Origin of the sequence: Sulfurimonas aquatica (assembly GCF_017357825.1) — a bacterium.
GTDB classification, from domain to species: domain Bacteria; phylum Campylobacterota; class Campylobacteria; order Campylobacterales; family Sulfurimonadaceae; genus Sulfurimonas; species Sulfurimonas aquatica.
The window spans coordinates 2,256,719-2,281,593 of sequence record NZ_CP046072.1 but is presented as its reverse complement, the minus strand read 5'-3'; the positions used below and the strand labels follow the sequence as shown (position 1 = coordinate 2,281,593).

At 33.7% G+C, this 24,875-nt stretch carries 22 protein-coding genes; 9 read left to right on the top strand and 13 right to left on the bottom strand.

Features of this window, described 5'->3' with window-relative positions; translation table 11 throughout:
- Nucleotides 1-5: 5 nt before the first annotated feature.
- Together GJV85_RS10950 and GJV85_RS10945 are read right to left on the bottom strand one after the other, a co-directional pair.
- Nucleotides 6-563, bottom strand: a complete 558-nt coding sequence (locus GJV85_RS10950; protein WP_207561415.1) for a pyruvate flavodoxin oxidoreductase subunit gamma — start codon at nt 561-563, stop codon at nt 6-8.
- Nucleotides 564-611: 48 nt separating this feature from the next.
- Entirely contained in the window at nt 612-2,297 is a 1,686-nt protein-coding gene (locus tag GJV85_RS10945; protein ID WP_207561414.1) for a SulP family inorganic anion transporter, read from the bottom strand.
- 151 nt (nt 2,298-2,448) lie between these two features.
- Between GJV85_RS10945 and GJV85_RS10940 the strand changes: the two genes are divergently transcribed.
- Nucleotides 2,449-3,012, top strand: a complete 564-nt coding sequence (locus GJV85_RS10940) for a TetR/AcrR family transcriptional regulator (RefSeq protein WP_207561413.1) — start codon at nt 2,449-2,451, stop codon at nt 3,010-3,012.
- 142 nt (nt 3,013-3,154) lie between these two features.
- On the opposite strand, the gene GJV85_RS10935 is transcribed toward GJV85_RS10940, so the two are convergent.
- A complete protein-coding gene (locus GJV85_RS10935) occupies nt 3,155-3,379 on the bottom strand; it encodes a hypothetical protein (RefSeq protein WP_207561412.1) in 225 nt (74 codons plus the stop codon).
- Between the two features lie 273 nt (nt 3,380-3,652).
- On the opposite strand from GJV85_RS10935, the gene GJV85_RS10930 reads away from it, so the two are divergent.
- From GJV85_RS10930 to GJV85_RS10915, 4 genes are all read left to right on the top strand, one after another.
- Nucleotides 3,653-3,958, top strand: coding sequence for a hypothetical protein (locus tag GJV85_RS10930; RefSeq protein ID WP_207561411.1), 306 nt, complete (start codon nt 3,653-3,655; stop codon nt 3,956-3,958).
- A gap of 225 nt (nt 3,959-4,183) precedes the next feature.
- A complete protein-coding gene (locus GJV85_RS10925) occupies nt 4,184-5,698 on the top strand; it encodes a PAS domain-containing sensor histidine kinase (RefSeq protein ID WP_207561410.1) in 1,515 nt (504 codons plus the stop codon).
- A gap of 105 nt (nt 5,699-5,803) precedes the next feature.
- Entirely contained in the window at nt 5,804-7,786 is a 1,983-nt protein-coding gene (uvrB, locus tag GJV85_RS10920) for an excinuclease ABC subunit UvrB (protein ID WP_207561409.1), read from the top strand.
- 103 nt (nt 7,787-7,889) lie between these two features.
- A complete protein-coding gene (locus tag GJV85_RS10915) occupies nt 7,890-8,453 on the top strand; it encodes a DedA family protein (RefSeq protein ID WP_207561408.1) in 564 nt (187 codons plus the stop codon).
- A 17-nt stretch (nt 8,454-8,470) separates the two neighbouring features.
- Here the strand turns inward: GJV85_RS10915 and olsF are convergent, their stop codons facing one another.
- The 7 genes from olsF to GJV85_RS10880 form a co-directional block, all read right to left on the bottom strand.
- A complete protein-coding gene (gene olsF / locus GJV85_RS10910; RefSeq protein ID WP_207561407.1) occupies nt 8,471-10,687 on the bottom strand; it encodes a bifunctional ornithine lipid synthase OlsF in 2,217 nt (738 codons plus the stop codon).
- 111 nt (nt 10,688-10,798) lie between these two features.
- Nucleotides 10,799-13,093, bottom strand: coding sequence for an efflux RND transporter permease subunit (locus GJV85_RS10905; protein ID WP_207561406.1), 2,295 nt, complete (start codon nt 13,091-13,093; stop codon nt 10,799-10,801).
- A complete protein-coding gene (locus tag GJV85_RS10900) occupies nt 13,094-14,734 on the bottom strand; it encodes a hypothetical protein (RefSeq protein ID WP_207561405.1) in 1,641 nt (546 codons plus the stop codon).
- 13 nt (nt 14,735-14,747) lie between these two features.
- A complete protein-coding gene (locus GJV85_RS10895; RefSeq protein WP_207561404.1) occupies nt 14,748-15,500 on the bottom strand; it encodes an outer membrane lipoprotein-sorting protein in 753 nt (250 codons plus the stop codon).
- Between the two features lie 224 nt (nt 15,501-15,724).
- Nucleotides 15,725-17,308, bottom strand: a complete 1,584-nt coding sequence (gene pckA / locus GJV85_RS10890; protein ID WP_207561403.1) for a phosphoenolpyruvate carboxykinase (ATP) — start codon at nt 17,306-17,308, stop codon at nt 15,725-15,727.
- Between the two features lie 127 nt (nt 17,309-17,435).
- Complete coding sequence (gene trpA, locus GJV85_RS10885) at nt 17,436-18,176, bottom strand: tryptophan synthase subunit alpha (RefSeq protein ID WP_207561402.1); 741 nt, start codon at nt 18,174-18,176, stop codon at nt 17,436-17,438.
- 2 nt (nt 18,177-18,178) lie between these two features.
- The gene (locus GJV85_RS10880) at nt 18,179-18,580 is read right to left on the bottom strand and encodes an Hpt domain-containing protein (protein WP_207561401.1); all 402 of its coding nucleotides are present in this window, start codon (nt 18,578-18,580) and stop codon (nt 18,179-18,181) included.
- A gap of 79 nt (nt 18,581-18,659) precedes the next feature.
- Here GJV85_RS10880 and panB point away from each other — a divergent pair, with 79 nt between their 5' ends.
- The 3 genes from panB to GJV85_RS10865 are packed head-to-tail and all read left to right on the top strand — an operon-like array spanning nt 18,660 to nt 21,535.
- On the top strand, nt 18,660-19,451 hold the full coding sequence (panB, locus tag GJV85_RS10875; RefSeq protein ID WP_207561400.1) for a 3-methyl-2-oxobutanoate hydroxymethyltransferase: 792 nt from the start codon (nt 18,660-18,662) through the stop codon (nt 19,449-19,451).
- A gap of 14 nt (nt 19,452-19,465) precedes the next feature.
- Nucleotides 19,466-20,479: a Holliday junction branch migration DNA helicase RuvB gene (gene ruvB, locus GJV85_RS10870; protein ID WP_207561399.1), complete on the top strand. Its 1,014-nt coding sequence runs from the start codon at nt 19,466-19,468 to the stop codon at nt 20,477-20,479.
- Nucleotides 20,480-21,535: an AI-2E family transporter gene (locus GJV85_RS10865; RefSeq protein ID WP_207561398.1), complete on the top strand. Its 1,056-nt coding sequence runs from the start codon at nt 20,480-20,482 to the stop codon at nt 21,533-21,535.
- Between the two features lie 9 nt (nt 21,536-21,544).
- On the opposite strand, the gene GJV85_RS10860 is transcribed toward GJV85_RS10865, so the two are convergent.
- From GJV85_RS10860 to GJV85_RS10850, 3 genes are read right to left on the bottom strand one after another with little or no spacing between them, the layout of a single operon-like run.
- On the bottom strand, nt 21,545-22,426 hold the full coding sequence (locus GJV85_RS10860) for a lipid A biosynthesis lauroyl acyltransferase (RefSeq protein WP_207561397.1): 882 nt from the start codon (nt 22,424-22,426) through the stop codon (nt 21,545-21,547).
- Nucleotides 22,416-23,417, bottom strand: a complete 1,002-nt coding sequence (waaC, locus tag GJV85_RS10855) for a lipopolysaccharide heptosyltransferase I (RefSeq protein ID WP_207561396.1) — start codon at nt 23,415-23,417, stop codon at nt 22,416-22,418. Before waaC ends, GJV85_RS10860 begins: the two co-directional genes overlap by 11 nt.
- A gap of 15 nt (nt 23,418-23,432) precedes the next feature.
- Entirely contained in the window at nt 23,433-24,269 is an 837-nt protein-coding gene (locus GJV85_RS10850; protein ID WP_207561395.1) for a metallophosphoesterase family protein, read from the bottom strand.
- Between the two features lie 96 nt (nt 24,270-24,365).
- Between GJV85_RS10850 and GJV85_RS10845 the strand changes: the two genes are divergently transcribed.
- On the top strand, nt 24,366-24,857 hold the full coding sequence (locus tag GJV85_RS10845) for a lipopolysaccharide assembly protein LapA domain-containing protein (RefSeq protein ID WP_207561394.1): 492 nt from the start codon (nt 24,366-24,368) through the stop codon (nt 24,855-24,857).
- Nucleotides 24,858-24,875 lie beyond the last annotated feature (18 nt).

Below are 24,875 nucleotides of genomic sequence, written 5' to 3'. Positions count from 1 at the left end.
TCTCCTTATTTAACTTCATTGTATGCACGTTCTATAGCTATCATATTGGCATCAATTATTTTTTGAGGAAGTTTATTAAGAACCTTCAACATGCTCTTTTGAAAGAAGTCAATTTCATACATTTTTGAGACTTTCATAAACGCACCTAGCATAGGTGTGTTTGGTATCGCTTTTCCAATTGTTTCTTGAGAGATTTTAATACAATCAACCGTGAAAACTTTTTTCCCTGCAAGCTTTGGCTGAGATACAATCAGCTCCTCAGTAGTTAAATGTGTAGTAATAATGTACACAGTATTCTCTTTCTCATTTTCAGTAATATCTATTGAGTAGACCAATGCAGGGTCAATAACAAGTATATAATCTGGTTGCATGAACTTCTCATGATTTAAGATCACCTTGTCATCAAAACGGTTAAACGCCATCATGGCAGCTCCGCGTTTTGCAGAACCATAAAATGCAAACGCCTGCACATCTTTTCCTGTAGATGCTACAACATCTGCTAAACCTTTAGCCCCTGTAACTGCACCTTGACCAGCACGACTGTGCCATCTAATTTCAAGCATATTCTCTCCTAGTTAATATTTCTTTTGGATATTTAATTAAGTGTTTGATTAAACACCTCCTTTATTATATGTTTGAGTTTTATCTGTAATTTGAGAGGCTCTTGTTAATGCCTTGCTGATATGATCAACAATATTTTCATTTCCGATAAGTCTGTTTAATGATGCTTTTACAATGTGAGACTGAACTTCTGGACCTACACCAGAAAGTATGAGAACTGTCTGCTGTTTTGTAAGACGTTCATGTAAAATTTCAAGTGCATGAAGTCCTGCTGCATCGATATATGGAACATATCTCATTCTTAATATAAAGACTATAGGAGGATGCTCAAACAGATTTAGGACATCTATAAGCTTTTCAGCAATACCAAAAAATAGCGGACCCTGAATTTCATACACTTCGACATCTTGAGGAAGAGTTTTACGATCGATTGAGTCTGGATCTTCTTCATTCTCAAATATACGAATTTTCGTTGTTTTCATCATAGAGTCGATAAAGAGGATTGAAGCTAATGCAATACCTGTTTGAATAGCAAAATTTAGATCGACTAGTATGGTTAAGATAAATGTAACGATTAAAATAATACGGTCGCTTCTTGGTGCTTTCATAATCTCTTTAATATGCTTAACTTCAGACATATTCCATGCTACAACTATCAAGATAGCAGCTAACGCAGCAAGGGGAATTTTTATAATTAATGGCGTTAGAAACAACATAAATACAAAAAGCCAAAAAGCATGCATAATCCCTGCCACAGGTGTGCGTGCACCTGCTTTAATGTTTGTAGCAGTTCTTGCAATCGCACCCGTAGCTGGAAGCCCTCCAAAAAAACCAGAAGCAATATTTGCTATGCCTTGCCCAAACAACTCAGCATTTGATTTGTGATGAGTTCCTGTCATGCCATCTGCAACTACAGCTGAGAGAAGTGATTCAATTGCAGCAAGGATTGCAATCGTAATTGCATCAGGCATTAATTGACGTAATTTTTCAAAGGATATATCTGGCCATGTAGGTGAGGGAAGCATAGATGGAATAGGACCAAACCGACTCTCTATGGTTTCAATAGGTAGATTAAACATCCAGACTGCAACTCCTGCAAAAACAACTACTACAATTGGTCCAGGAACCTTTGGAATATAGCGTTTAAAAAAGAGGATGATGCCAACTGAGACAAGAGAGACGATAACTGCATAAATGTTCATATCGTCTAAATGAGAAATATAAAGCATAAACTTATGGATAAAGTCTGGTGGTACACTCTCTACTTTAAGACCAAAAAAGTCTCGTACTTGAGAAAAGGCAATGAGAAGTGCAATTCCTGAAGTAAATCCAATAACAACAGGATAAGGAATAAACTTGATTAACTCTCCTGCATGAACAAATGACATAATCATCAATATAATCCCAGCCATCATAGTAGCGAGGACTAAACCTTCATATCCATGTTCCATAGCAACCATTGACACTGTTACTACAAATGCAGCTGTTGGCCCTCCTATTTGATAACGGCTACCTCCATGTGCAGATATAATAAAACCGGCAACAATTGCCGTAAATAGACCTCTTTCCGGTGGGAGGTTAGATGCTATAGCAATAGCCATAGCAAGTGGAAGTGCCACGATAGCAACCACAAGTCCGGCGACTAAATCTGCATAAAAATCTGATTTTGAATATCCTTGAAGCCGCCATAAAGTTATCAGTTTAGGTTCGAGTGAATCTTTAAATAATTGGAACATCAGTAAATTTATCCTTCTAAGATTTTTTAATTTCGACAGTATAGTGTGCAAGTTCTTAATATTGAATTAAGTTCAATTATATATATATGATTTTATTTAATTGAAAATAGATGATATTTTCGATATTATTTTAAAAAATATAGGAAAAGATTTGAAACAAGTAATCAATGAAGAGCTAAGCCGTGTAAAAAAAGAGCTCTATCTTAATGCTGCAGCTCGTTATTTTGATGAAGTAGGATATAAGGAATTTAAAATATCTGATTTAGCAAAAGAACTTGAGACATCAGTAGGAACAATTTATAATCTGTTCGACTCAAAAGAAAAGCTATATGTCCAATACCTAGTTTTAAAACTGGAAATATTTCTTGGAAATCTAAAAGAGAATGAGGGAAGTGATCCACTTGAAAACCTAAGGGTTTATTTGGAATATAAATATGCAAAATACATTACCAATGAGCCAACGACTACAAATGACTCTTATTTTTTTCATAAGTTGGAAATTTTAAATCATAAAGTTGTTGATGAAATATATCAGTATCTAACTAGGCAGCTTCGTCTTCTTCTTCCTTATGAAAACACGAATCATGAACATTTAGCAATTCTTTTTAAAAAACTTTCAGATGGCTTTATTGTTAGTCATTTTTCTGGTCAATGCTCATCTGAACAGATTGTTGATAAAACATTGGATATTTTTCTTAATGGTGCTAAGCAGTAAAGGGTTTCGTTTTATATTAAATTTTTAAATCTGCTGAAAAAGAATCTTTTCATTATCTGTAGATACACCCACTTTTAGTTATAAAGAGTGCAGCTACTATTGTTATGACTTATAGCAAAACCCTCAAAAAACAAGGTACTACCTATAGATTGTTGTCGAACCATTTTTGTAAGTCTTTTCCATATTTGTACTCAGACAACTCAAATGCTTCTACACCTGTTCCAAGGTATGCATCATAAAGTATATCTACAGATATACTTAAAGCTTTGTTCTCGTGCTTAAGCCAGTTATTGAGGAGTATAACAAAGTCACTTTTTCTATCTTTCCAGTACTCTCTTCTTAACTCAACTTGTTGTTTACTACTCATTATTTGTCTCTTTAGATAGGAGTTTGATGCGGAATCTTTATGTATGGAGTTCCTAAGTGTTCCATTAATATTTATAACTGTGTTTAGTATACTATTTTACAAACAATATTTATTGGGATCAAGGGATAAGTAAAAAGAAAGATTTTGAAACTAAGTAAAAATCACTTAGTCTTACTACAAACTGCTATAATTCTATTAATGATAAAGAAACTAGAATTTTACGATCATGAGGTATCAATGAACTTAAACAATAGTACAATTATAAGGTAGAACATGAAGTCCTCTCAAAATAAAAAAAGAAAAGCACCTCCAAAAAGTAATGGGGATGTGAATTACAAAAACCAAGTTAAACAGATGTTCAGTGATTGGTTTAAAAATCATAACAGGGTTGGTTATGTTATGAGTAAGCAAGATATAGTAAGAAACATTATTACAAAATTAACTTCAAAGCAAGAAAATTCACTTGAAATTGCGATAAAAGAACTTAATAAAGATGGCTATATAGAGTTACAAGAGGATGGTCTTACTCTTGTACTAACCCAAAAAGGTGTAAACGACTTTAAGAAAATGTCTTTTTAGTCTAAAATATCTTGATTTAAAAATTACAATGCTCAATAGATAGAAACTTCTTACCTATAGAAGTAATAAGAAACCACACTAGAAGAGCTATAACATACACTATTATCTGCTCCCTTATATATCTTTATAACCTTTATGTTTTTCATCTTGATTACATATAATAATTAAATAAGTTTATATCATATAGAATGGTCTGTTTTATATAATGTAAACATATGGATTCAAATGGATAAAATTAAATATAAAGAATTAATTACCAATGTAAGTGATTGCTTATGGGAAGTTGATAAGAATGGTACATACACATTTTGTAGTGAGAATGTGTACCATTTTTTGGGATTTCATTCTCATGAAGTAATAGGTAAAACTCCTTTTGATTTTATGAGTGAAGAGGAAAAAAAAAGAGTCGGTCAGATTTTCTTAAATTATATCGATAAGAAGGAAAATATAATTGACCTTGAAAATACACATCTTCATAAAAATGGTTCAGAGGTTACAGTAACTACAAATGCTATTCCAATTATAGATAAGGATGGTAATTTACTTGGTTATCAAGGTTTAGATAGAGACATTACAAACTCTAAAAGAATAGAGAGAGAATTACAAAAACAAAAAGATGTTCTTGAGATACTGTTTGAAAAGTCATCAGATGGGGTGTCTATTTTAGAGAATAATCACTTTATACAGCATAATGAAAAAATTGTTTCTATACTGGGCTATCAATCTAAAAAAGAGTTACTGGATATACATCCTTCAAAATTATCTCCTGAATTTCAACCAGATGGGCAAAGCTCATTTAAAAAAGCTGAACAGATGATGAACTTAGCCATTAAAAATGAAGGACATATTTTTGAATGGATGCATATAAGAGCAAATGGTGAACACTTCTGGGCTGAGATAGTGTTAACCCCTATATCACTCGGAGATAAGGATATTATTCATGTTGTTTGGAGAGATATTTCAAAAAATAAGGCAATGGAGATAGAACTTCAAAACTATACAGACCAACTAAACAGTAAAATTGAAGAAGAAGTTGAGAAAAATAGGAAAAAAGACCAGCATATCTTAAATCAATCAAGATTAGCTCAAATGGGTGAAATGATAAGTATGATTGCACACCAATGGAGACAGCCATTATCCTCTATTGCTGCGATATCTGCAACATTAAGTCTTGACATTACGATGGATAAATACAGAGAGGATTTCTTTCAACAGCGACTCAATGATATAGGAGAACTTTCAAAACATCTTTCATCTACTATAGATGATTTTAGGGATTTTTATAAACCAAACAAAAAACAAGCTTTAGTTACACTTGATAATGTAATTCAAAAAGCATTAAATATTATTGGTAATTCTCTTGAGAATGATAATATCAGAATAACTTCGGATTACTCTTCAGATATAGAAATTAGCCTATTTGACAATGAGATTAAACAAGTTCTTTTAAATATCTTAAAGAACTCACAAGATAATTTTAAAGAAAAAAATATAGAAAAAGCAAGAATTAACATTTCAACCAAAAAGAATTATATCTCTATAAGTGATAATGGAGGTGGCATAGCTGATAATATTTTAGAAAAAATATTTGACCCATACTTCTCAACAAAATGTGAAAAAGATGGAACTGGTCTTGGTCTTTATATGTCAAAAATGATTATTGAAGAGCATCATAATGCCATATTAAATGTTTTTAATCAAGATAATGGGGTCTGCTTTACAATAGAGTTTTTCGACTAAAAATTTTACTGTAGCAGAAAATTCTCGGCAGTCATTTCACAGCTACACCTCTCAAAAAGTAAGTCAAATCAGCCAATAAACAGCAATTTAGCTATAATTCCATCAATGAAAAAGAAACCAGAATTTAAAGTAGTATCTCCTTATCAGCCAGCAGGTGATCAGCCTACTGCCATCAAAGAACTCTCAGAGTCTATACTAAAAGGTAATCGCTACCAAACATTAGAAGGTGTAACGGGAAGTGGTAAAACGCACACTATGGCGAGAGTCATAGAGAATGTAAAAATGCCTACTATAGTTATGACTCATAACAAAACTCTTGCAGCTCAACTCTATTCTGAATTTCGTCAGTTCTTCCCAAACAATCACGTTGAGTACTTTGTGTCCTACTATGATTATTATCAGCCGGAGGCTTACATACCTCGTCAAGATCTTTTCATAGAAAAAGATAGTGCTATAAATGATGAGCTAGAGCGCATGCGTTTGAGCTCAACTGCAAATCTTCTCTCTTATGATGATGTTATAGTCATAGCTTCAGTTTCTGCAAACTATGGGCTCGGTGATCCAGAAGAGTATCTTAACATGGTACAGGCTTTAGAAGTAGGGGATGAGATAAGTCAGAAGAAACTATTACTGCGTTTAGTGGAGATGGGATACTCTCGAAATGATTCTTATTTTGACTCAGGACATATTCGCGTTAATGGTGAGAGCTTAGATATTTACCCTCCATATTTTGAGCAAGAAGCTATTCGTATAGAGTTTTTTGGCGATGAGATAGAAGCTATTTTTACATTTGAAGTTATAGACAACAAACGACTTGAAGACCATAAAAGCTTTACTATCTATGCTTGTTCTCAGTTTAGCGTTTCTCAAGATAAAATGGCTCGAGCGGTTAAACGCATAGAAGAGGAGCTTGATGAGAGACTTGCCTACTTTACAAAAGAGGGGAAGCTTTTAGAATACCAGCGTTTGAAACAGCGTGTAGAGTTTGACTTGGAAATGCTCGAGACTACAGGAATGTGTAAAGGTGTTGAGAACTACTCGCGTTTACTTACAGATAAGAAACCTGGAGAGGCTCCTTTTACACTACTTGATTACTTCGCTCAAAACAACAAAGAGTACCTTGTTATAGTAGATGAGTCACATGTTTCTCTTCCTCAGTATCGTGGTATGTATGCAGGAGATAGAGCTAGAAAAGAGGTTCTTGTCGATTATGGGTTTAGACTACCTTCAGCTTTAGATAACCGTCCTCTTAAGGCGGATGAGTACATAGACAAAGCACCACATTATCTTTTTGTCTCAGCTACACCTGCACCGTATGAACTAGAGATGTCACAAGTAAAAGCTACCCAAATCATTCGTCCAACAGGATTGCTAGACCCTATTATAGAGATAAAACCATCAGATAATCAAGTTGAAGACATCCATGATGAGATTAAAGGCATCATAGTTAAAGACGAAAGAGTCTTAATCACGGTACTTACAAAAAAGATGGCTGAGGCTTTGACAAAATATCTCGCTGACTTAGGTATTAAAGTGCAGTATATGCATTCAGATATTGACACTATAGAGCGAAATCAAATCATTCGAGCCTTGCGTTTAGGTGAGTTTGATGTACTTATAGGAATCAATCTTCTTCGAGAGGGATTAGACTTACCTGAGGTGAGTTTAGTCGCGATTTTAGACGCAGATAAAGAGGGTTTCTTAAGAAGTGAAACTGCACTTGTTCAAACTATAGGTAGAGGGGCAAGAAATGAGAATGGTCGCGTTATTTTGTATGCGAACAGGATTACAGGCTCGATGCAAAGAGCTATAGAAAAGACCACAGCAAGAAGAGAGATTCAAGAAGCATACAACAAAGAGCATGGCATAACGCCAACTACAACTAAACGTAGCCTTGATGAGAATTTAAAGGTTGAAGAGTATGGGGATATTTACCAAAAACATAAAAAAATGGATAAAATGCCAGCATCAGAAAGAAAAGCTTTAACAAAAGAGCTGATGTTAAAGATGAAGCAAGCAGCTAAAGAGTTGAACTTTGAAGAGGCTGCTCGTCTTCGTGATGAGATAACAAAAATAAAGCAGTTATAAAAATAAACCGTAATCGTATACTAGTTTTTAGAGCAAATCCTCCCTTTGGTCTGAGTCTAAAAACTAGCAAACAATTACTATGATATAAACTATAGGTAGAATAATGGAAGATACATTTAGTAATTTAGCGACATACGGATATATAGGACTCTTTCTCTACTCACTAGGTGGAGGATTTGTAGCGCTGTTAGGTGCTGGCGTTCTTTCATACATGGGAAAGATGGACCTAACTACTTCTATAGCTATTGCATTTGTAGCAAATGCTCTTGGTGATGTTATGCTTGTATACCTTGCACGTTACCAAAAAACTATGATGATGGATAGCTTAAAAAAGCATAGAAGAAAACTTGCACTTTCACATGTACTTATGAAAAAGTATGGCTCTTGGATTATTCTTATACAAAAGTTTGTTTATGGCATTAAAACACTTATCCCAATAGCAATTGGACTTACAAAGTATGACTTTAAAAAGTTTATATTTATCAATACATTAAGTTCTGTAGTTTGGGCTTTAGCTATTGGGTTAGGAAGTTATTACTCTGGGAGTGTTTTAGTAAAAGCAGCAGGGGTCATAGGAGATAGACCTTGGATAGCACCACTGTTGTTAGTGATATTTGTAGGTGGTTTGTGGATGTATATGGAAAAAGTTACAAAAAGAAGAGTTTGATTAACTCTTCTTTTCTATTATGCAACAGAAGCAACTTTATTGTCAATGTTATTTCTTACCTGATTTAATGCACTCTCCGAACGAGTAAAAGTATCATTTATATTCTCATTTGCTTTATACATTGTAAGACCAAAAGAGCATGTAGTATTTAATGTATCTGTTATTTTTATATTTTTAACAGATTGACATAATTTTTTACTCACTATCTCTGCTTCATCTGTTGTCACATTCTTCAAGATAATAACAAACTTTTTATCATCCCATCTTGCTATGATGTCATTATCTCTTAAGAGCTTTTTGAGTCTCTTTGCAACTGTTATAACTGTTTTATCTGCAGTTTTACTCTCTTCATTTTCATAGATAGAATCATAATTATCTATCTCAACAATAAGTGATGCGAAATTTATATCTACTTTTCTTTGATTTTTAATTGTAGTATTTATGATGTCACTAAAGTGTGCACGATTATACAAGCCTGTAAGAGAGTCACTTATCTGCAGTTTTTGATAGCTTTCTATATAGCGTTTTCTTTTTAATGGCTTCATTCTAGAGTTGTCCGCTATAATAAAACCTTCAATAACTCCACCCCATTTTGTATTAATATTAAAGTCGAAAAATCGCACAGCTCCTTCTTCATAAAGCTCAGCATACTGTTTAAACAGTGTTGGAACCGATGTACCTAAATCTTTAAGATACTTTTTAAGTACAACAAAACCATCTTTGTATGATAAGTCTTTAAAAAGAGCATCTAACTCAACTTGATCCTCTTTGGACATTACATAAGGTGTTTTTGCCTTCATCATATTTGTTGAACATGAAAAATGATAGGAATAAAAATATACTAACGCAGCAACAGCTTTTTGTGGAGTATCTGCATTAATCGTGACGGTTCCGTATGTATAATTAATTTTAGGATTGTGTGCTAAATATGCTCCAACACCCTGCCAAAGATTGTCAAGTGCACGTGAACCCCAGTATTTAGGTTGAACAAAACTTCTTCCAAGCTCTACTGAGTTTTCACAATAGTCTTGAAAGTGCTCATTAAAATTACATAGGTTATAAGTATAAAGTCCTTCCTTGCCTTTCTTATCAATTATATCCTTGCATTCGCCAATTCTGTATGCTCCAACAATCTCAAGTTCTTCATCATCCCAAAGTATTAGGTGTCTATAGTAAGTATCGTAGAGGTCATTATCCCTTGCTGTTCCTGTTCCTCCACCAATTGCACGAAATGATATCTCCCTAACGCGACCTAATTCACGTAAAAGAAAAGGTGAATGAATAGAGTCTGCTAGAACAATCTTTTTACCATCAATGGTTGTCCCTAAAAATTCAGCCTGTTTAATCTCTTGCTTTAGTAGTTGTCTATTTTTTGCTTCACCTATAGTAACTTCTGTTTGAAGTACTTGCTCTTTTTTTGTGCCTAAAGTATATATATGGTTATAAAAAATAGTTATATACTCTTCAATAGAGATGATTTTCTCTGAAAATGAACTTACTGGAATAACCTTACCTATAGTAAAGTGTAAGGGCTTTCTTTTACCAGCTGTCGCAAATTCGTGAGCTAGCATAAGTCCACTAACCTTTAATGGCAGTATCATAGAGACAAGATAAAATAAAAAGCTATTCCTACCTGTGACTTTTATGGGGAGTATAGGTGTAGATGTTCTTTTAGCAATCTTGATAAAACTAGATTTCCACTGAGTATCTCTTAAGCCATTAACAGAGAGTCTATTTACTAGACCTGCTGGAAAGATGATTACAGCTTCCTCGTTTTCTAAAGCTTCATTTATGGACTTTAGACTTGCTTTAGTTATCGAACCGGTTAGATTGTTTACTGGTATAATTAACTCTGCTGCTTGAGTGATACCCATCATAATATCATTAATTAAAATTTTTACTTTTTTATCTTCTCGCATATTTGCTATGAGCTGCACTAAAGAGAAGGAGTCCTGCGCACCAGTAGGATGATTTGCAATAACAAGCAGTCGACCTGTTTTTGGAATATTTTGTAGTTCATTTTGCTTGACTGTCGAGGAGATGTTTAAACTATCAAGTACATGTTCAACGAAAGCTACACCATGAAAGTGTTGGTTTTTACTCAGTATATTAATATATGTTTGTTCATGAAACAGAGCTTGAAATAATTTAATTATAAAGTTTGTTATAGGCTTGGGCAATTTTTTTACTAAGTTTGGAAATTTACTATAAAACGTTTCTCTAATCTTTGACATACTACCTCTCTTATATAAGTCATTATATTCAAATGTCTTATAAAGTAGTAGGTTTTATTAGTACTGAATGTGATTAAATTTTCTTTGTTACAATTAGTAATTTTTATACTATTAACTCAAAAAGCTCTTCTCTTTTCCATCATATCGACTTAAGATTGCAGGGAGCATTATTAAGTCGACGGCAACTGCAATAATTAATGCAATTGCCGTCACAATACCAAAATTTACATTTGGATTAAACTGTGAAAAGCTAAAAATCATAAATGAGGTACTTAGAATAATAGTGGTAAATATAATTGCTGAACCAGCATAGTGCATGATGTATACTAAGGAGTCCTTGAAGTTATAGCCTTTCTTCCTCGCCTCTTTGTACTTAACCAAAAAGTGTATAGTATCATCAACTGCAACACCAAGGATAATCGCACCTGATATAGCAACCCCAATATCAACTGTAATTCCTAACCATCCCATTACCCCAACTACTAGAACAATTGGTAATATATTTGGAATGATGAAAAGAGGAACCATACGAAAACTCTTAAATATGAGTAACATCATAATGGAGACTACACTAATAGCTAAGATAATAGACTCTACTAAAGTGTCAGTTACATCATGTTGCATATGTGCAAACATTACCGTTTGACCATTTATACTTACACTGTATGGTGTAGTTTTCCACCACTCCTCAGCCCACTTTATCATTTCTAGATCTAAAGATGTATCGACTATATTCATCGAAGCAGTTAAACGCAAGAACCTCTCATCAACATCCATTTTATCATTTATCTCCATTCCTTGAGGAAGCGATAAGGAGTACAGAAGAAGGTATTGTGCGATGAGGTTTTGGTTATCTGGTATATTTTTTTCTCCAGTCATAACCTCATTAAATTTTTTTACAACATCTACAAGGGATGATGTGTGTCTTACATCAGGATATTTGCTTTTAAACTCATTTGAAAATTTCTCAACCATATGCATAAATTCAGATGATTTAATACCATCTTTTATTTTTGAATCAAGTACTATTTCATATGACATAGGCCCAGTAAGCTTGTCTTCTATAAAAGTAACAGTTTTTCTAAAGGGTACATCCTCATTAAAATAGCGTACAGTGTTAGAGTCTATTTGTAGTTTTGTTAAGCCAAAACCTATAATGCCAAAAATAATGACCGTAGCAAGTATTATTTTTGTATCGTGTTTGATTATAAACTCTGCATATAAGAGGGCTATCTTATTTGGTTTTTCCTCACTACTCTTTATCTCTTTTTCTTTGACTTTTGGATTTATAATCGCAAGGACAGCAGGGACAAATAGCACAGTAAGCGCAAATGCAAGAAGAGCAGCATTTGCAGTTGCAACTCCTAATGTTTCTATAGGCACTATAGCAGAAATACTAAGTGAAGCGAATCCAACAGCAGTAGTGACAGAAGTAAGAAATATAGGAAGAAAGTTCTTTTCTACACTATAGTGTATAGCTTCGTGATTATCAAGGCCTTTTTTTCTGCCGATGAGATAAATCCAGTAAAGGTGCATAGCATCTGCTATTCCTATGGCAATAATAAATACAGGCATATTTGCTGTAAAATTATTTATCTTATATCCTAGTAATACCTGTATAGCTAGAACAATTATAAATGTAAACATCACAACAGCAATGCTCAGCAACATACCCGATGATCGTCTAAATATAATCCATAAGAGAATCATTGCAATAAGCAGTATGATTGGAGTAAAAGTGGTAATATCAGATTTACCAAGTGTAGAAAATGTCAGGTTTAAGATAGGACCACCAGCTAGATGAAACTCGTAGCCATTGTTTTTTGACTCTTCATCAACATACCCTTGAACAGTTCGTCCTACTTCTTTTACTGCTCCAAAGATATCACCTACTTTAGGTGTTAATCTCCCCACTATCATAGTGGTTTTACCATCACTACTGATAATGCGGTTTACAAGTAGGTCCTCTTTGAGTGCTATCTCCTCTTTTTGCTTAAACTCTAAAGCTGTTAAAGAGCTAATATCTTCAAAGAAGTCCTCAACTATAATATCATCTGGCTCCTCAGGATTTGAGTGAACATACTGGTAATTAGTTAGAGAATCAACTCTAGCAATATTTTTTGTTTCCCAAAGCTTGTTTGTAAGTCTATCTATAACTCCAAGTGCTTTTGGATTCATTATTCCATTTTCATCACTAAATGTAATGATAATTGCATCATCATTTCCAAAGACAGCTCTAAATCTATCATACTTTTTTAATGACTCAGATTCTTCTGAAAACCATACTCTATATGAGCCTTCAAATTCTATATTTCTAAGTTCAAATGCAAGAACTATAGTAAGTATTGGGATGATTAAGGCAATGAACCAACGAAAGTGTATTATGCTATTTACAAATTTTCTCATTTAAAAAAAGTATCCTAGTTTTAGACTTATTCTTTTTTGTTTACCCATCTGATTAAATGCTGTTTTATCACTACTAGATGGTTCAACTTGACGATAGTCTAAGTTGAGTTTCAATATATCATAGACTCTTGCTTCGTATTCAATATAGTAGACTTGTTCATTGTACTCTAGGTCTAAAATAGCCCCACCTACTATGGTCGCATCATTTCCATCATTAAAACTATATCTAAGCCCCAAAAAAAGATCATTTTGAAAAATTTCAAAAAGTTCTAGATCGTCGCGTTTAGTATCCTCAAGAGTTGCATACTTATAATACTCTGCTAAAAGACCTAAGTCAGCTTCTTTATATACTTGAGTAAGTGTATGCTCAATACCAAGACCAATATTGTAGTAGTCTGAAATCTCATCATCATCAACAACATCAGCATAGACAGCTTCTAACTTATAAAGAGTAGCTCCGAGTACTAATGTGTTATATGTGATGATTTTATTGACTAAGTAGGCATTTTCATTGATTGTACCTGTTGGAGATGTAGGTAAAGTATAGTAGCGTTGAGAGTCATATCCATCTTCAAATATGACAGAATAATCGAGGGTATATTCATCATCTGTAGAACCAGAGTATTTTAGATAAACACTAGGTCTATTTACAGACTTTTTGGTAATTAAACTTGCATCATATTGAATTACATTAGTTGTAAAAGGGTAGTAGATATATGGTAAAGCTGACATCTCTCTATTGGGCTCATAAAATTTTGCGATGAGAGACATTTCACCACTATCAGTATAGTGTGTATAGCTTGCATTCCATGAACCGATTTTATCATTTTCAACGGGATCGGAGCGAAATTCACTAATATTAAAATTATCTGTAATATTATTAACCTCTAGTGCACCCCAAAATCTAATATTTTTTCCAAACATAATTTGAGAATCTTCAAGCTCATATTGCAAATATAACTCATTGAGTCTTAAATAACTTCTTTTAGTAGCATCACTTCCACCTGAAATATCATGGTAGTCTTGTTGAGCCTTTAACTTTGTAAAAGCTTTAAAATTATCTTTATTATATGCTAGTTCAAGTTCTCCAGAAAGAGTATAGTTAGAAGAGTGTCTTGTACTTGGTTTTGTTATATATGCTTGAGTGGTTAAGTTGATATTTCCTTGCATAACAATATCTTCAATAAATGAAGATACCTCAAAAGAAGATATATCGGGAGCTTTTTGAGTATCTACTTCTAGATGAGTTTGTGTCTGTGTTTGGTTTAGCTCTTGAACGACGAATTTATTGTTCTCTTTTAAATCTATAACTGCTGCTACTTTAGGTTTGATATGGACTATAGATTTTTTAGGCGCAAACCTATAGCTATATGTAGTTACAATCATAGTATTTTTATAGTGCTGAGTAAGTTTTTTCTGCTTCTTTTTAGCATCACTATATCTTTCATGACAGCCACATCTTACTGCATTCATATTTGTAAATGAGATGAGTTGACAAGATCTTGGATATTCTTGTTCTTCAAAGTTGTATTTTGAACTCTCTTTTACTATGAAGCTAGTGAGTTGAACAGAAAAACAAGTATCTTTTGATTTTGCATATAAAATAGCAGTTGTTAAAAACAGTAAAAGGATAAAACGCATTTATATTTATCCCTTATTTCTTTAAAATTCTTTTATGAAAACTTTTCTCTTTTAAACTATTTCTGATTGTTTCATTTTTCCAGACTAGTATAGTTTGTTTATCATTTTGATGATTTAGCATTGTCATCTTTCCAACACGCCATATATTGGAAATTTTTTTATAATCTTCAAAAGTAGCAGTTTTAAGCAGCTCATGTTTACGGTCATAATATTCAACTTTTTTAATAAGAAAGCTTTTTGTATCCACCCATGATATCTGCTTTGTGTAGCCAGAGTTTTTACTTATAGGATCTCTTTGACCTTTGTAAAACTCTATGCCATCGAGTGTAACAACTTCAGCATCACCTTTAAAATTATATTTATCGACACTAAATGAACTCAAATCCTCATAAGAAAATTCACTTCCCATAAATGATCCAGATTTATTTTTTGATGCTATGCGTTTTACGCGCTTTAGTGCAGGAAGATAAAGCCACTGTTCATCATCTTTATCTATATGTTCATATTTTAAAAATTTTGTTCCCTTAACATCCGCAGGAGATAAAAAAGTCATTAAAGATTTGTCACCAGACTCTTTTTCAAGAACTTGCATCTTCATTTTACGTATACGTTTTTGAGCATTTGCATTTATAAGAGTCATTGTCATTTCAGAACTTGAGTCCTCAAATCCACTCATAATAGATTCTGTTTTTTTTGCAACTTCTTCATTCGTAATTGCAAATAAATTTATAGATATTAAACTTATTAGTAGAAATTTTTGTATCATTCAAACTCCAGGATAGTATAAAATTAACAAATACTATCATTTTAGTTGTTGCATGGTACTTAAGTCTATGCTAAATATTAAGAGTGATTCTAAAATGTAGCATTAAGGTACTTACAGCACATCTTGCATAAGTAAATATTATTTTTTCTTTATGAGATAGTTATGTTTTGTGAAATTATTTTACTGGAATATTTAAGAGAGAGGGTCTGTTTTTGTAGGAAGTTTTAACTTCCTACAACTGGACCATATGGAGCATAGTCTGTATGGTTTTCATCTTGATATTTTTTATAGTTTGCTATAAACATATCAGCAAGATCATCTCTTGTCTTGTCAAAAAGGTCTTTATCTGCCCAAGCATTACGAGGGTTTAAAATATCAGGGTTGATATCGCCTAAAGTTTTTGGAACTTGAAGTCTAAATGTTTTAGTGACATTAAATTCACTATTTTGAATACTACCATCAAGAATAGCATTAATACAAGCACGTGTATTTTTGATACTCATACGTTTACCAACACCGTAAACGCCACCTGTCCAACCTGTGTTTACAAGGTAGACATTTACTCCATGCTCATCAATTTTTTCACCAAGTAGCTTTGCATAAACAGTTGGGTGAAGAGGTAAGAAAGCCTCCCCAAAACAAGCAGAGAATGTTGCAACTGGTTCAGTTATACCACGCTCTGTTCCAGCTACTTTTGCAGTATAGCCACTTAAAAAGTAGTACATCGCTTGCTCTTTAGTAAGCTTAGAAACAGGAGGAAGCACACCAAATGCATCCGCAGTTAAAAAGATAATATTCTTAGGATGGCCACCATTTAAACCTGGTTCGTGGTTTGCAATGTGTTCAATTGGATAAGATACACGGGTGTTTTCTGTTTTAGAACCATCCTCATAATCTACTTCACCATCACCATACATTACTACATTTTCAAGCAAAGCATCTTTTTTGATTGCTCCGTAAATTTCCGGTTCACTTTTACCATCAAGGTTAATTACTTTTGCATAACATCCACCCTCAAAGTTAAAGACACCATGATTATCCCATCCATGCTCATCATCACCAATAAGTGCACGATGCGGATCAGTTGAGAGAGTTGTCTTACCAGTTCCACTTAGACCAAAGAAAAGTGCAGTGTCACCATCATCTCCAACATTAGCAGAACAGTGCATAGGAAGTTTTCCTTCGAGTGGTAACCAGTAGTTCATCATAGAAAAAATTCCTTTTTTCATCTCTCCACCATACCAAGTTCCACCGATGATTGCTATGTTATTTTCAACATCAAAAAGTACAAAGACTTCAGAGTTTAGTCCATGCTCTTTCCATTTATCATTTACTGCTTTACAAGCATTTAAAACAACAAAATCAGATTTAAATACTTCAAGTTCAGGCTCTGTTGGACGGATAAACATGTTTTTTACAAAGTGAGATTGCCAAGCTATTTCAGATACAAAACGAACAGATCTCTTAGAAGCGATAGATGAACCACAAAATACATCTGTAACATATAAGTCAGTGCTAGAAAGTTGCTCTTGAGCAACAACTAGAAGTTCGTCAAATATTTTAGAAGAAACTTTTTTATTTACATCACCCCAAGCGATATACTTGTTTGATGGGTCACGGTCTACGAAGTATTTGTCTTTTGGTGAGCGACCTGTAAATATACCAGTATCTACAGCTGTAGCACCCTTGTTCGTTTGTTTCACTTCACCATTTTTCAATTCATGTTGAATTAATTCATCGTAACTTAGGTTATGAAAAACATTCCCTATATCTTTAAGTCCTAGTGCTTCTAACTCTTCTAACTTCATAGTCTACCTTGTGGTGCTTTTTTTGTCACTTTTAAGTAAGTGTCTAAATATGAATTGAATTATACAATCTCTAAACATAAATATTTTTAAAATTGATGAATTATCCTATAACTTTAGAAAAGGTGAGTCATAGATTGATTTCATTTTTGATAATTTGAGCTAACTCAGAGCACTCTTTAATCTTTACAGAGTAAGGAATACCCTCTTTTAAAAGTATGTCAACAAAGGCACTTCCGACTATCACACCATCAGCACCTATAACCTTATCTTTAGCTGTTTTAGCATTCACTCCAAACCCGACGTATACTGGTGTTTGAGTATATTTTTTTATAGATGATAAAAATGGCTGGAGATCTTCAGCTTTGCCTGAACCTGTTATTCCTGTATATGCAACCATATATATAAATTTTTGAGCTTCACTTACTACTTCTTTAATTCTTGACTCTGAATCAGTTGGTGCAACAAAAGAGATGTTTGCTACATTATTAGAAGAGAATAACTCTCTGTAAAGGAGTGCTTCTTCATGTGGTAAGTCTGGGATTATGAGTCCATTTACTCCAAGCTTTTGGGCTAATGGAATAAGTTCTTGCATGTTTTGCTGATAAAAACTGTTAAAGTAACCCATCCAAAGTGTATCTACTTTTGGTGCGACCTCACGTGATATCTCTAAAAGGTCTTGAAATTTAAAACCAAGTTCAAGTGCTTTGTGGTTTGCTTTTTCAATAAGTGGGCCATCTGCAACAGGGTCAGAAAATGGAACACCAAATTCAAGTGTATCAACACCATTTTCTCCAAGAGCTAAGGCTAAGTCTATGCTAAATGATTTTTCTGGATATCCAGATGTAATATATGCTACTAAGTTTTTCAAATTTATTTTTCCAAGTCAGGTGTTTTAAGTAAAAAGTATTTTATTTTAGAGAGTTCTCTGTCTGCTTTTAGGTCATCATGCCAAGCCGCGAACATATCACTAATGGCAAGAAGCCAATTAATACTCTCTTCACTAATGGGTGGTTTTTTTTCTCTAAGTTCTTCAAGCTCATCTTCAACAAAAGCTGCAAGCTTTGCCATAGGTTCTATTTTTAGGTAACCAGAAGCAGATTTTATGTTGTGAAAGACACGAAAAAGTTCATTCACACTTCTTTCATACATATTGGGCTTTGAGAGGTCAATAATCATCACTTCCATACTGTCGACCATCATAGAATAGTGATCTAGAAACTCATCTACAATTTCAAAATCAAAGTTAGCATCTAACTCACTTCGTACACCCATATGATAATTCTCCTAATATGCTTCAAATTATAGCAATATTTGGTTAAAATACTTTTATTATATAAAAAAGAGTATTTAAATGAGTAAAAAGTTAACTATATCTTCAATAAAAAAGAGTAAAGGGAATACGCCCTTAGTAATGATTACAGCTTATGATGCACTATTTTCTAAGTTAGTGTCAGATAGTGCAGACATGATACTAGTAGGTGATTCATTAAACATGAGTTTTGCTGGTAAAAGTGATACGATAAGTGCTACACTAGAGCAGATGATATACCATACTAATGCTGTTTGTGCTGGTGCTCCTGAGAGCTTTGTGATATGTGATATGCCCTTTGGTACATATGTAGATGCACAGAGTGCACTTTTGAATTCTATACAAGTATTTCAGCAAACGCAGGCTGATTGTGTAAAAGTTGAAGGAGGGGAAGATAAAGCTCATATTGTAAAGCATTTAACAGATAATGGAATTGCAGTTTGTGGCCATATTGGACTTCTACCTCAATCAGTGAGAAGTGAAGGCGGCTATAAAGTAAAGGGTAAAACATTAGAAGAAAAAGAGCAACTGCTTCGTGATGCTAAAGCTATAGAAGAAGCGGGTGCTTTTTGTATGGTTATAGAAGGGGTAAAAGCAGATGTAGCCAAAGAAGTTGCATCGAGTGTTTCTATCCCTGTAATTGGAATAGGTGCTGGCGTTGATGTTGATGGACAGGTACTAGTTTTCTCAGATATGCTTGGTCTATTTGAAGAGTTCACACCTAAATTTGTAAAAAAATACATGGATGGTGCAACTTTAGTTAGGTATGCCGTTGGTAAATATGCTGATGAAGTTTCAAATAGAGAATTTCCTAAAGAGGAACATACATATTAAATGGATAAATTCTAATGGATAGACTTGTAGAGATAGAAACATTTAGCATGGATGAAGAGAGTAGTGAAGTAACGCTACGCCCTGATGCTTGGAGTGAATATATAGGTCAAGAGCAGATTAAAAAGAATCTTGGTGTTTTTATAGAGGCGAGTAAAAAGCGCCAAGAAGCATTAGATCATGTTCTGTTTTATGGACCTCCTGGACTTGGAAAAACTACATTAGCGCTTATTATTGCAAATGAGATGAATACAAACATTAAAGTGACTGCTGCTCCAATGATAGAAAAAAGTGGTGACCTAGCTGCAATTCTAACAAACCTAGAAGAGGGCGACATACTTTTTATAGATGAGATTCATCGTCTTTCACCTGCAGTCGAAGAGATACTTTACTCCTCTATGGAAGATTACCGTATTGATATCATTATAGGAAGTGGCCCTGCTGCTCAAACAGTAAAGATAGACCTACCGCGTTTTACACTTATAGGTGCTACCACTCGTGCAGGAATGTTATCAAATCCACTACGTGATAGATTTGGTATGAGTTTTCGAATGAATTTTTACTCTTCAGAAGAACTTGCTAAAATTATAGTTCAAGCTTCAAATAAACTAGACAAAGAAATTGTAAAAGAGGCCTCTCATGAAATTGCTAAACGCAGCCGCGGAACTCCTCGTATAGCTCTGCGTTTACTTCGTCGTGTTCGTGATTTTGCTGAAGTTGCAGATGAGTTACATATTGACCATAAACGCACGCAGTATGCACTTGATGAACTAGGTATTAACTCCCATGGTTTTGATGAGATGGATATTAGACTTCTAAATCTTCTTGTCGCTGCTAATGGTCGGGCGATGGGTCTAAGCACAATTGCTGCAGCTTTGAGTGAAGATGAAGGGACCGTTGAAGATGTACTAGAGCCTTATCTAATAGCAAATGGCTATTTAGAGAGAACGGCAAAAGGTAGGCGAGCGACTAGAGCTACTTATGATATATTAAACATGGAGTATGTAAATGCAGATGGGACACTTTTTTAAATGAAACCTCAATACTTAATCGCAATTTTATTTGCTACCTCACTCTATTGGATGTACCTTTTATATACTCCATTTTTACTTGTCATCACAATTGCGGCATTACTAGCAATATCTACAGCAAATATTCAAAATTATTTAGAATCACTACTGAAAAATAAATTTTTAGCGGCTATTTTTTCTAGTTTTCTTTTAGCAGTTCTGTTTTTTGCACCTCTTGGCTATTTCTTAGCTACACTAACTATAAAACTAAACTCTATATCCCCTGAAATGATTCAAAAAATAGAGTTAATGATAAGAGAGTTTGTTGCAACTCCACCTGAGTATATGCAGTTTTTAAAACCTTACTTAAATGAGTCCGTTAAAGATGTTGATATGAATGGTATTACTAAGTATGCAATCAGTATGGCTGGGACTATTGGCTCTTTTAGTGCAGGTTTTGTGAAAAATGCTTTTTTAGTCATTATATTTTACTTTTTTGCGCAGTTTAATGGTGCAACAATTGTTGAATTTATAAAGCGTGTTGTTCAGATGTCGGTTGATGAGAGCAGTACACTCGCTAAGGAACTCTCATCTGTTATGAGTGTTGTTTTTTACTCTATCATAGCAAACGCAATGTTTCAAGGAGTGCTTTTTGGAGTTGCAATCTCTTTTGTAGGCTATAACGGATTGCTCTTTGGCGTTATGTATGGGTTTGCTTCACTTATCCCTGTAGTGGGAGGAGCCCTTATGTGGCTTCCATTTATGTTATATGAGTTTTCATTAGGGAATGATTCAAACGCTATTTTTATCGCGCTCTATTCTATTATAGTTATTTCAATTATTGCTGATACGTTTATAAAACCTATTATCATTAAAGAGATAAACCAAAGACTACTCGAAGATGATGACGCAAAAATGAATGAGTTAGTTATATTCTTTTCTATTATCGCAGGACTAACAACGTTTGGCTTTTGGGGAATGATACTTGGGCCTGCAATTACTGCATTTTTCTTAACGATTTTAAAATTATTTGAGGCTAGAACTAAAGAGTGTGAAGATAATAATAAAAATATTTAGTAAAGTTTTTTAGTTATATATCTCAGGATAATCATTTTTGAATCTTCTATGGAGCCAAAACCAAAACTTTGGCTCTTCAGTAATAAGCTTACTTAACCAATCCGCTTGAAGTTGTGTCGCTTTTAAAATATCTGCTTTTTCATCATCCGTATTTTCAACTGGAATCTCATCGTAAAGCTTTAGTGTGTAGTGCTCTTCATCGTCAGTTCTAATAGTTACAGGGATAATAGCTGCGTTAAACTTTCTTGCAAGATAAGCAGGTGAGTAAGTTTGACGGATATTTTTACCCATAAATTCTACAATGACACCCTCTTTAGGACTGATGTTTGTATCTATTAAAATTCCGCTCGCTTTTTTCTCTTTTATAAGCTTAACAAGAGGCTTTACAACACCAGTTTTTTCAAGGTTTGTATTTCCAAAATGTGCACGTGCTTCAAGTAGCCACTCTTCATAAATGCTATTTTTCATTCTTTTATAAACTGCAGCAAGTGGCTCAACAAAAGCACCAAGAGATGCTCCACCTAACTCCCAAGAAGAGTAGTGTGAGGTAACATAGATGACAGCACGATTTTCTGCATGCACTTTATTGACAGCTTCAATATTTTCAACACTCACTGTTGCTTCTAGCTCTTTTAGAGACATATGACGCAGTTCCATAACATGAAGGAAATTAAGTAGAAGATTTTTAAAACTATATTTAACTATACTTTCTATCTCTTCTTCACTCATACTACCATCAAAAACAAAGTTTAGGTTCGCTCGTGCTACATCTCTATATCTTTTAGAAAATTTATACCCTAAGTAAGCGAGTAAAAGAAAAAATGACTTTCTAATTTTTTTTGGTAGAGCCATTAAAATTATTTCTAAAACAAGAAGTAGTTTAAATCCCATCTATAAGTTCCTTTGCTTTTTGTACTATTGTTTCATATGGTATCTCTCTTATGGAGAAGTCATTTTTGTTTATCTTTAGTAAATCGACATTTGAAGGTGATTTTATACCGATATTTAAGGGTGTCTCTTGAATCATTCTTGTTGTAGTCGGACCTAAAAGCGTAATGGAAGGAATATTTTGTGCCCAAGCCATATGTGTTGGGCCAGTATCGTTTCCAATAACTAAGTCCATGTTAGAGATAAAAGAGACTAGTTCATCCAAGGCAAGTTCAGGAGCTAAAGAGGCATAGTTCGAATTCTCTACTATCCACTCAGCATTCTCTTTTTCTTGTGCATTTCCCCAGATTATAAAAGCATTTAGTTTTAAATCATTACATATATCTACTACCATCTCTTTAGGATAGATTTTTGATTCCCAAGATGCTCCTATGACAAAAGCTACATTTTTAGTTGTTTTATCGAGGTCAAATTTTTTATTTATTTCGAAGATGGATTTTTTATTTAAAATCATCTCTTGTGATATTTCAAACCCTAAAGCATCCGCTATCAAAAAAGTATTACGTTTAACAACACCGCTCTCATATGAGATATTTGTTGAGGTTTTGTAAAAACAGGCTGCCAGTGATTCTCTTGTAGAGTTCTTATTAAAGCCGTGTGTCTCTTTTCCTAGTAAACGCGAGACAATTGCTGACTTTATAAGTCCTTGCATATCTATAATTAGATCAAATTGACCAAAGGATTTGATTTTCTTGAGATTTTCATTTAGGCTTTTAAGACTCTTCTCTTTTTTAAACTTTTTAAGATTAAGAGTGTGTACTGCATTTAAAAGTGGATGATTGTTTAGAAGAGGTGAAAAAACCTCTTCAGCTATCCACTCTATCTGAGCATTAGGATATTTAGCATGTATAAATTGCAAGACAATAGCACTGTTAACAATGTCACCAAGCGCAGAGAGTCTTACTATCGCTATTTTGTAAATATCTTTATTCATTAATGATATTATATCTTAAGAAGTATAAATTAATTTTTCACTTATTTTATTTCCATTTAGTTCAACATAACGCATTGGGTACATGTCTAAATCAAGTGGTCTCACAAAGCCTCGAGTGACTACCATCTTTGTGTGATCCAAATCTTTTACAGAATCTATATGTTTATGCCCTGATAGTGTTAGGATAAGGTTATGATATCTAAAGAGTCTTTTTTGAACTTCATTAGAGTTTCCTAAGACATACTTCTGTATATCAGCTGATTCAGTGCCACCCCAATAATTTGTATATGGATGATGGTTTAGAATGAGTGTTGGTTTTTTATTTTGAAGAGTTTTTTCTGCGAATTTAAGTGTCTCCTCGGTATAAAGGCCATTGTTCTTTCCATATATACAGCTATCTAGTCCTAAAACATTGTATCCTTTTACTTCATATAGCCAATCTTTACCAAACACTTTGAGATTTTTTGCTGTATGAAAAAGTGTTTTAAACTCTTCTAAATGAATAGAGTCGTTTGGTTTAGGAGAAGATTCTTTATTTCCCCGAACTACAAGTGCCCTGCAGTGGAGAGTTTCTATAATCTCTTTAAAAACTAGAGCATCTTTATTTCCAATAACATTATTGTTGAAGTTGTCACCACCAAAGAGTACAAAGTCTAAATCTTTGTAGTTTTCATTGATAAACGTAGCCATTAACTTCATCGCATCTACACTATCACTATCACCCAAGTCCATATGGGAATCGGTTATGTGTATAAATCTTAGAGTTTCGGATTTGCTAGAATTTGCCATAAGAGGTAATGCACCCATAGCCAGAGCACTTTTCATAAAACCACGTCTTGATATTTTTGGCATAACTATATCCTTATATTTTTATGATGAAGTATAGCAGTGCAAAGTTAATTATTAACAGAATTTTGTTACACTAAGTTAATTATTAAGGAGTTATATATGGAATTAAGTTACCTAGGAATTTTATTGATTATCGGTGCAGCTGTTGTAGGTTGGTTTTTGAGTTATATAAAGTCTAGATTTGAGTTAAGAGCTTACAAAAAAGAGATAAAAGAGTATAAAGAGCACTTAAATCGTCAGATGAAGATTACAAGTGAGGGAAGTAAAAATTTAGAAAATGAACTCACTACTCTTAAAAAAGAGAATGAGAATCTTAGAATTTCAGTACAGTCATTAGGGCAAAAGCCTGGTCGTGCTGAACTTAGACTTTTAAATATATATGATGGAGCATTACGAAAAATGATGCTTAAAGCTCCCGGTTTTTCATCAGCTTGGGAGATGTCACTTCAGGAGACTGAGAGAGAGTATGAAGAGAATGAAAAAGGTTTTAAATCAATCATTAAAAAAGTATTTGGACCTAGCCTTACTCACCAGCCAGAACATACACATAAAGATATAGGTGAACATACAAGTGATTTTGAAGTAAAATAATTTAGCTCTAACTATCGC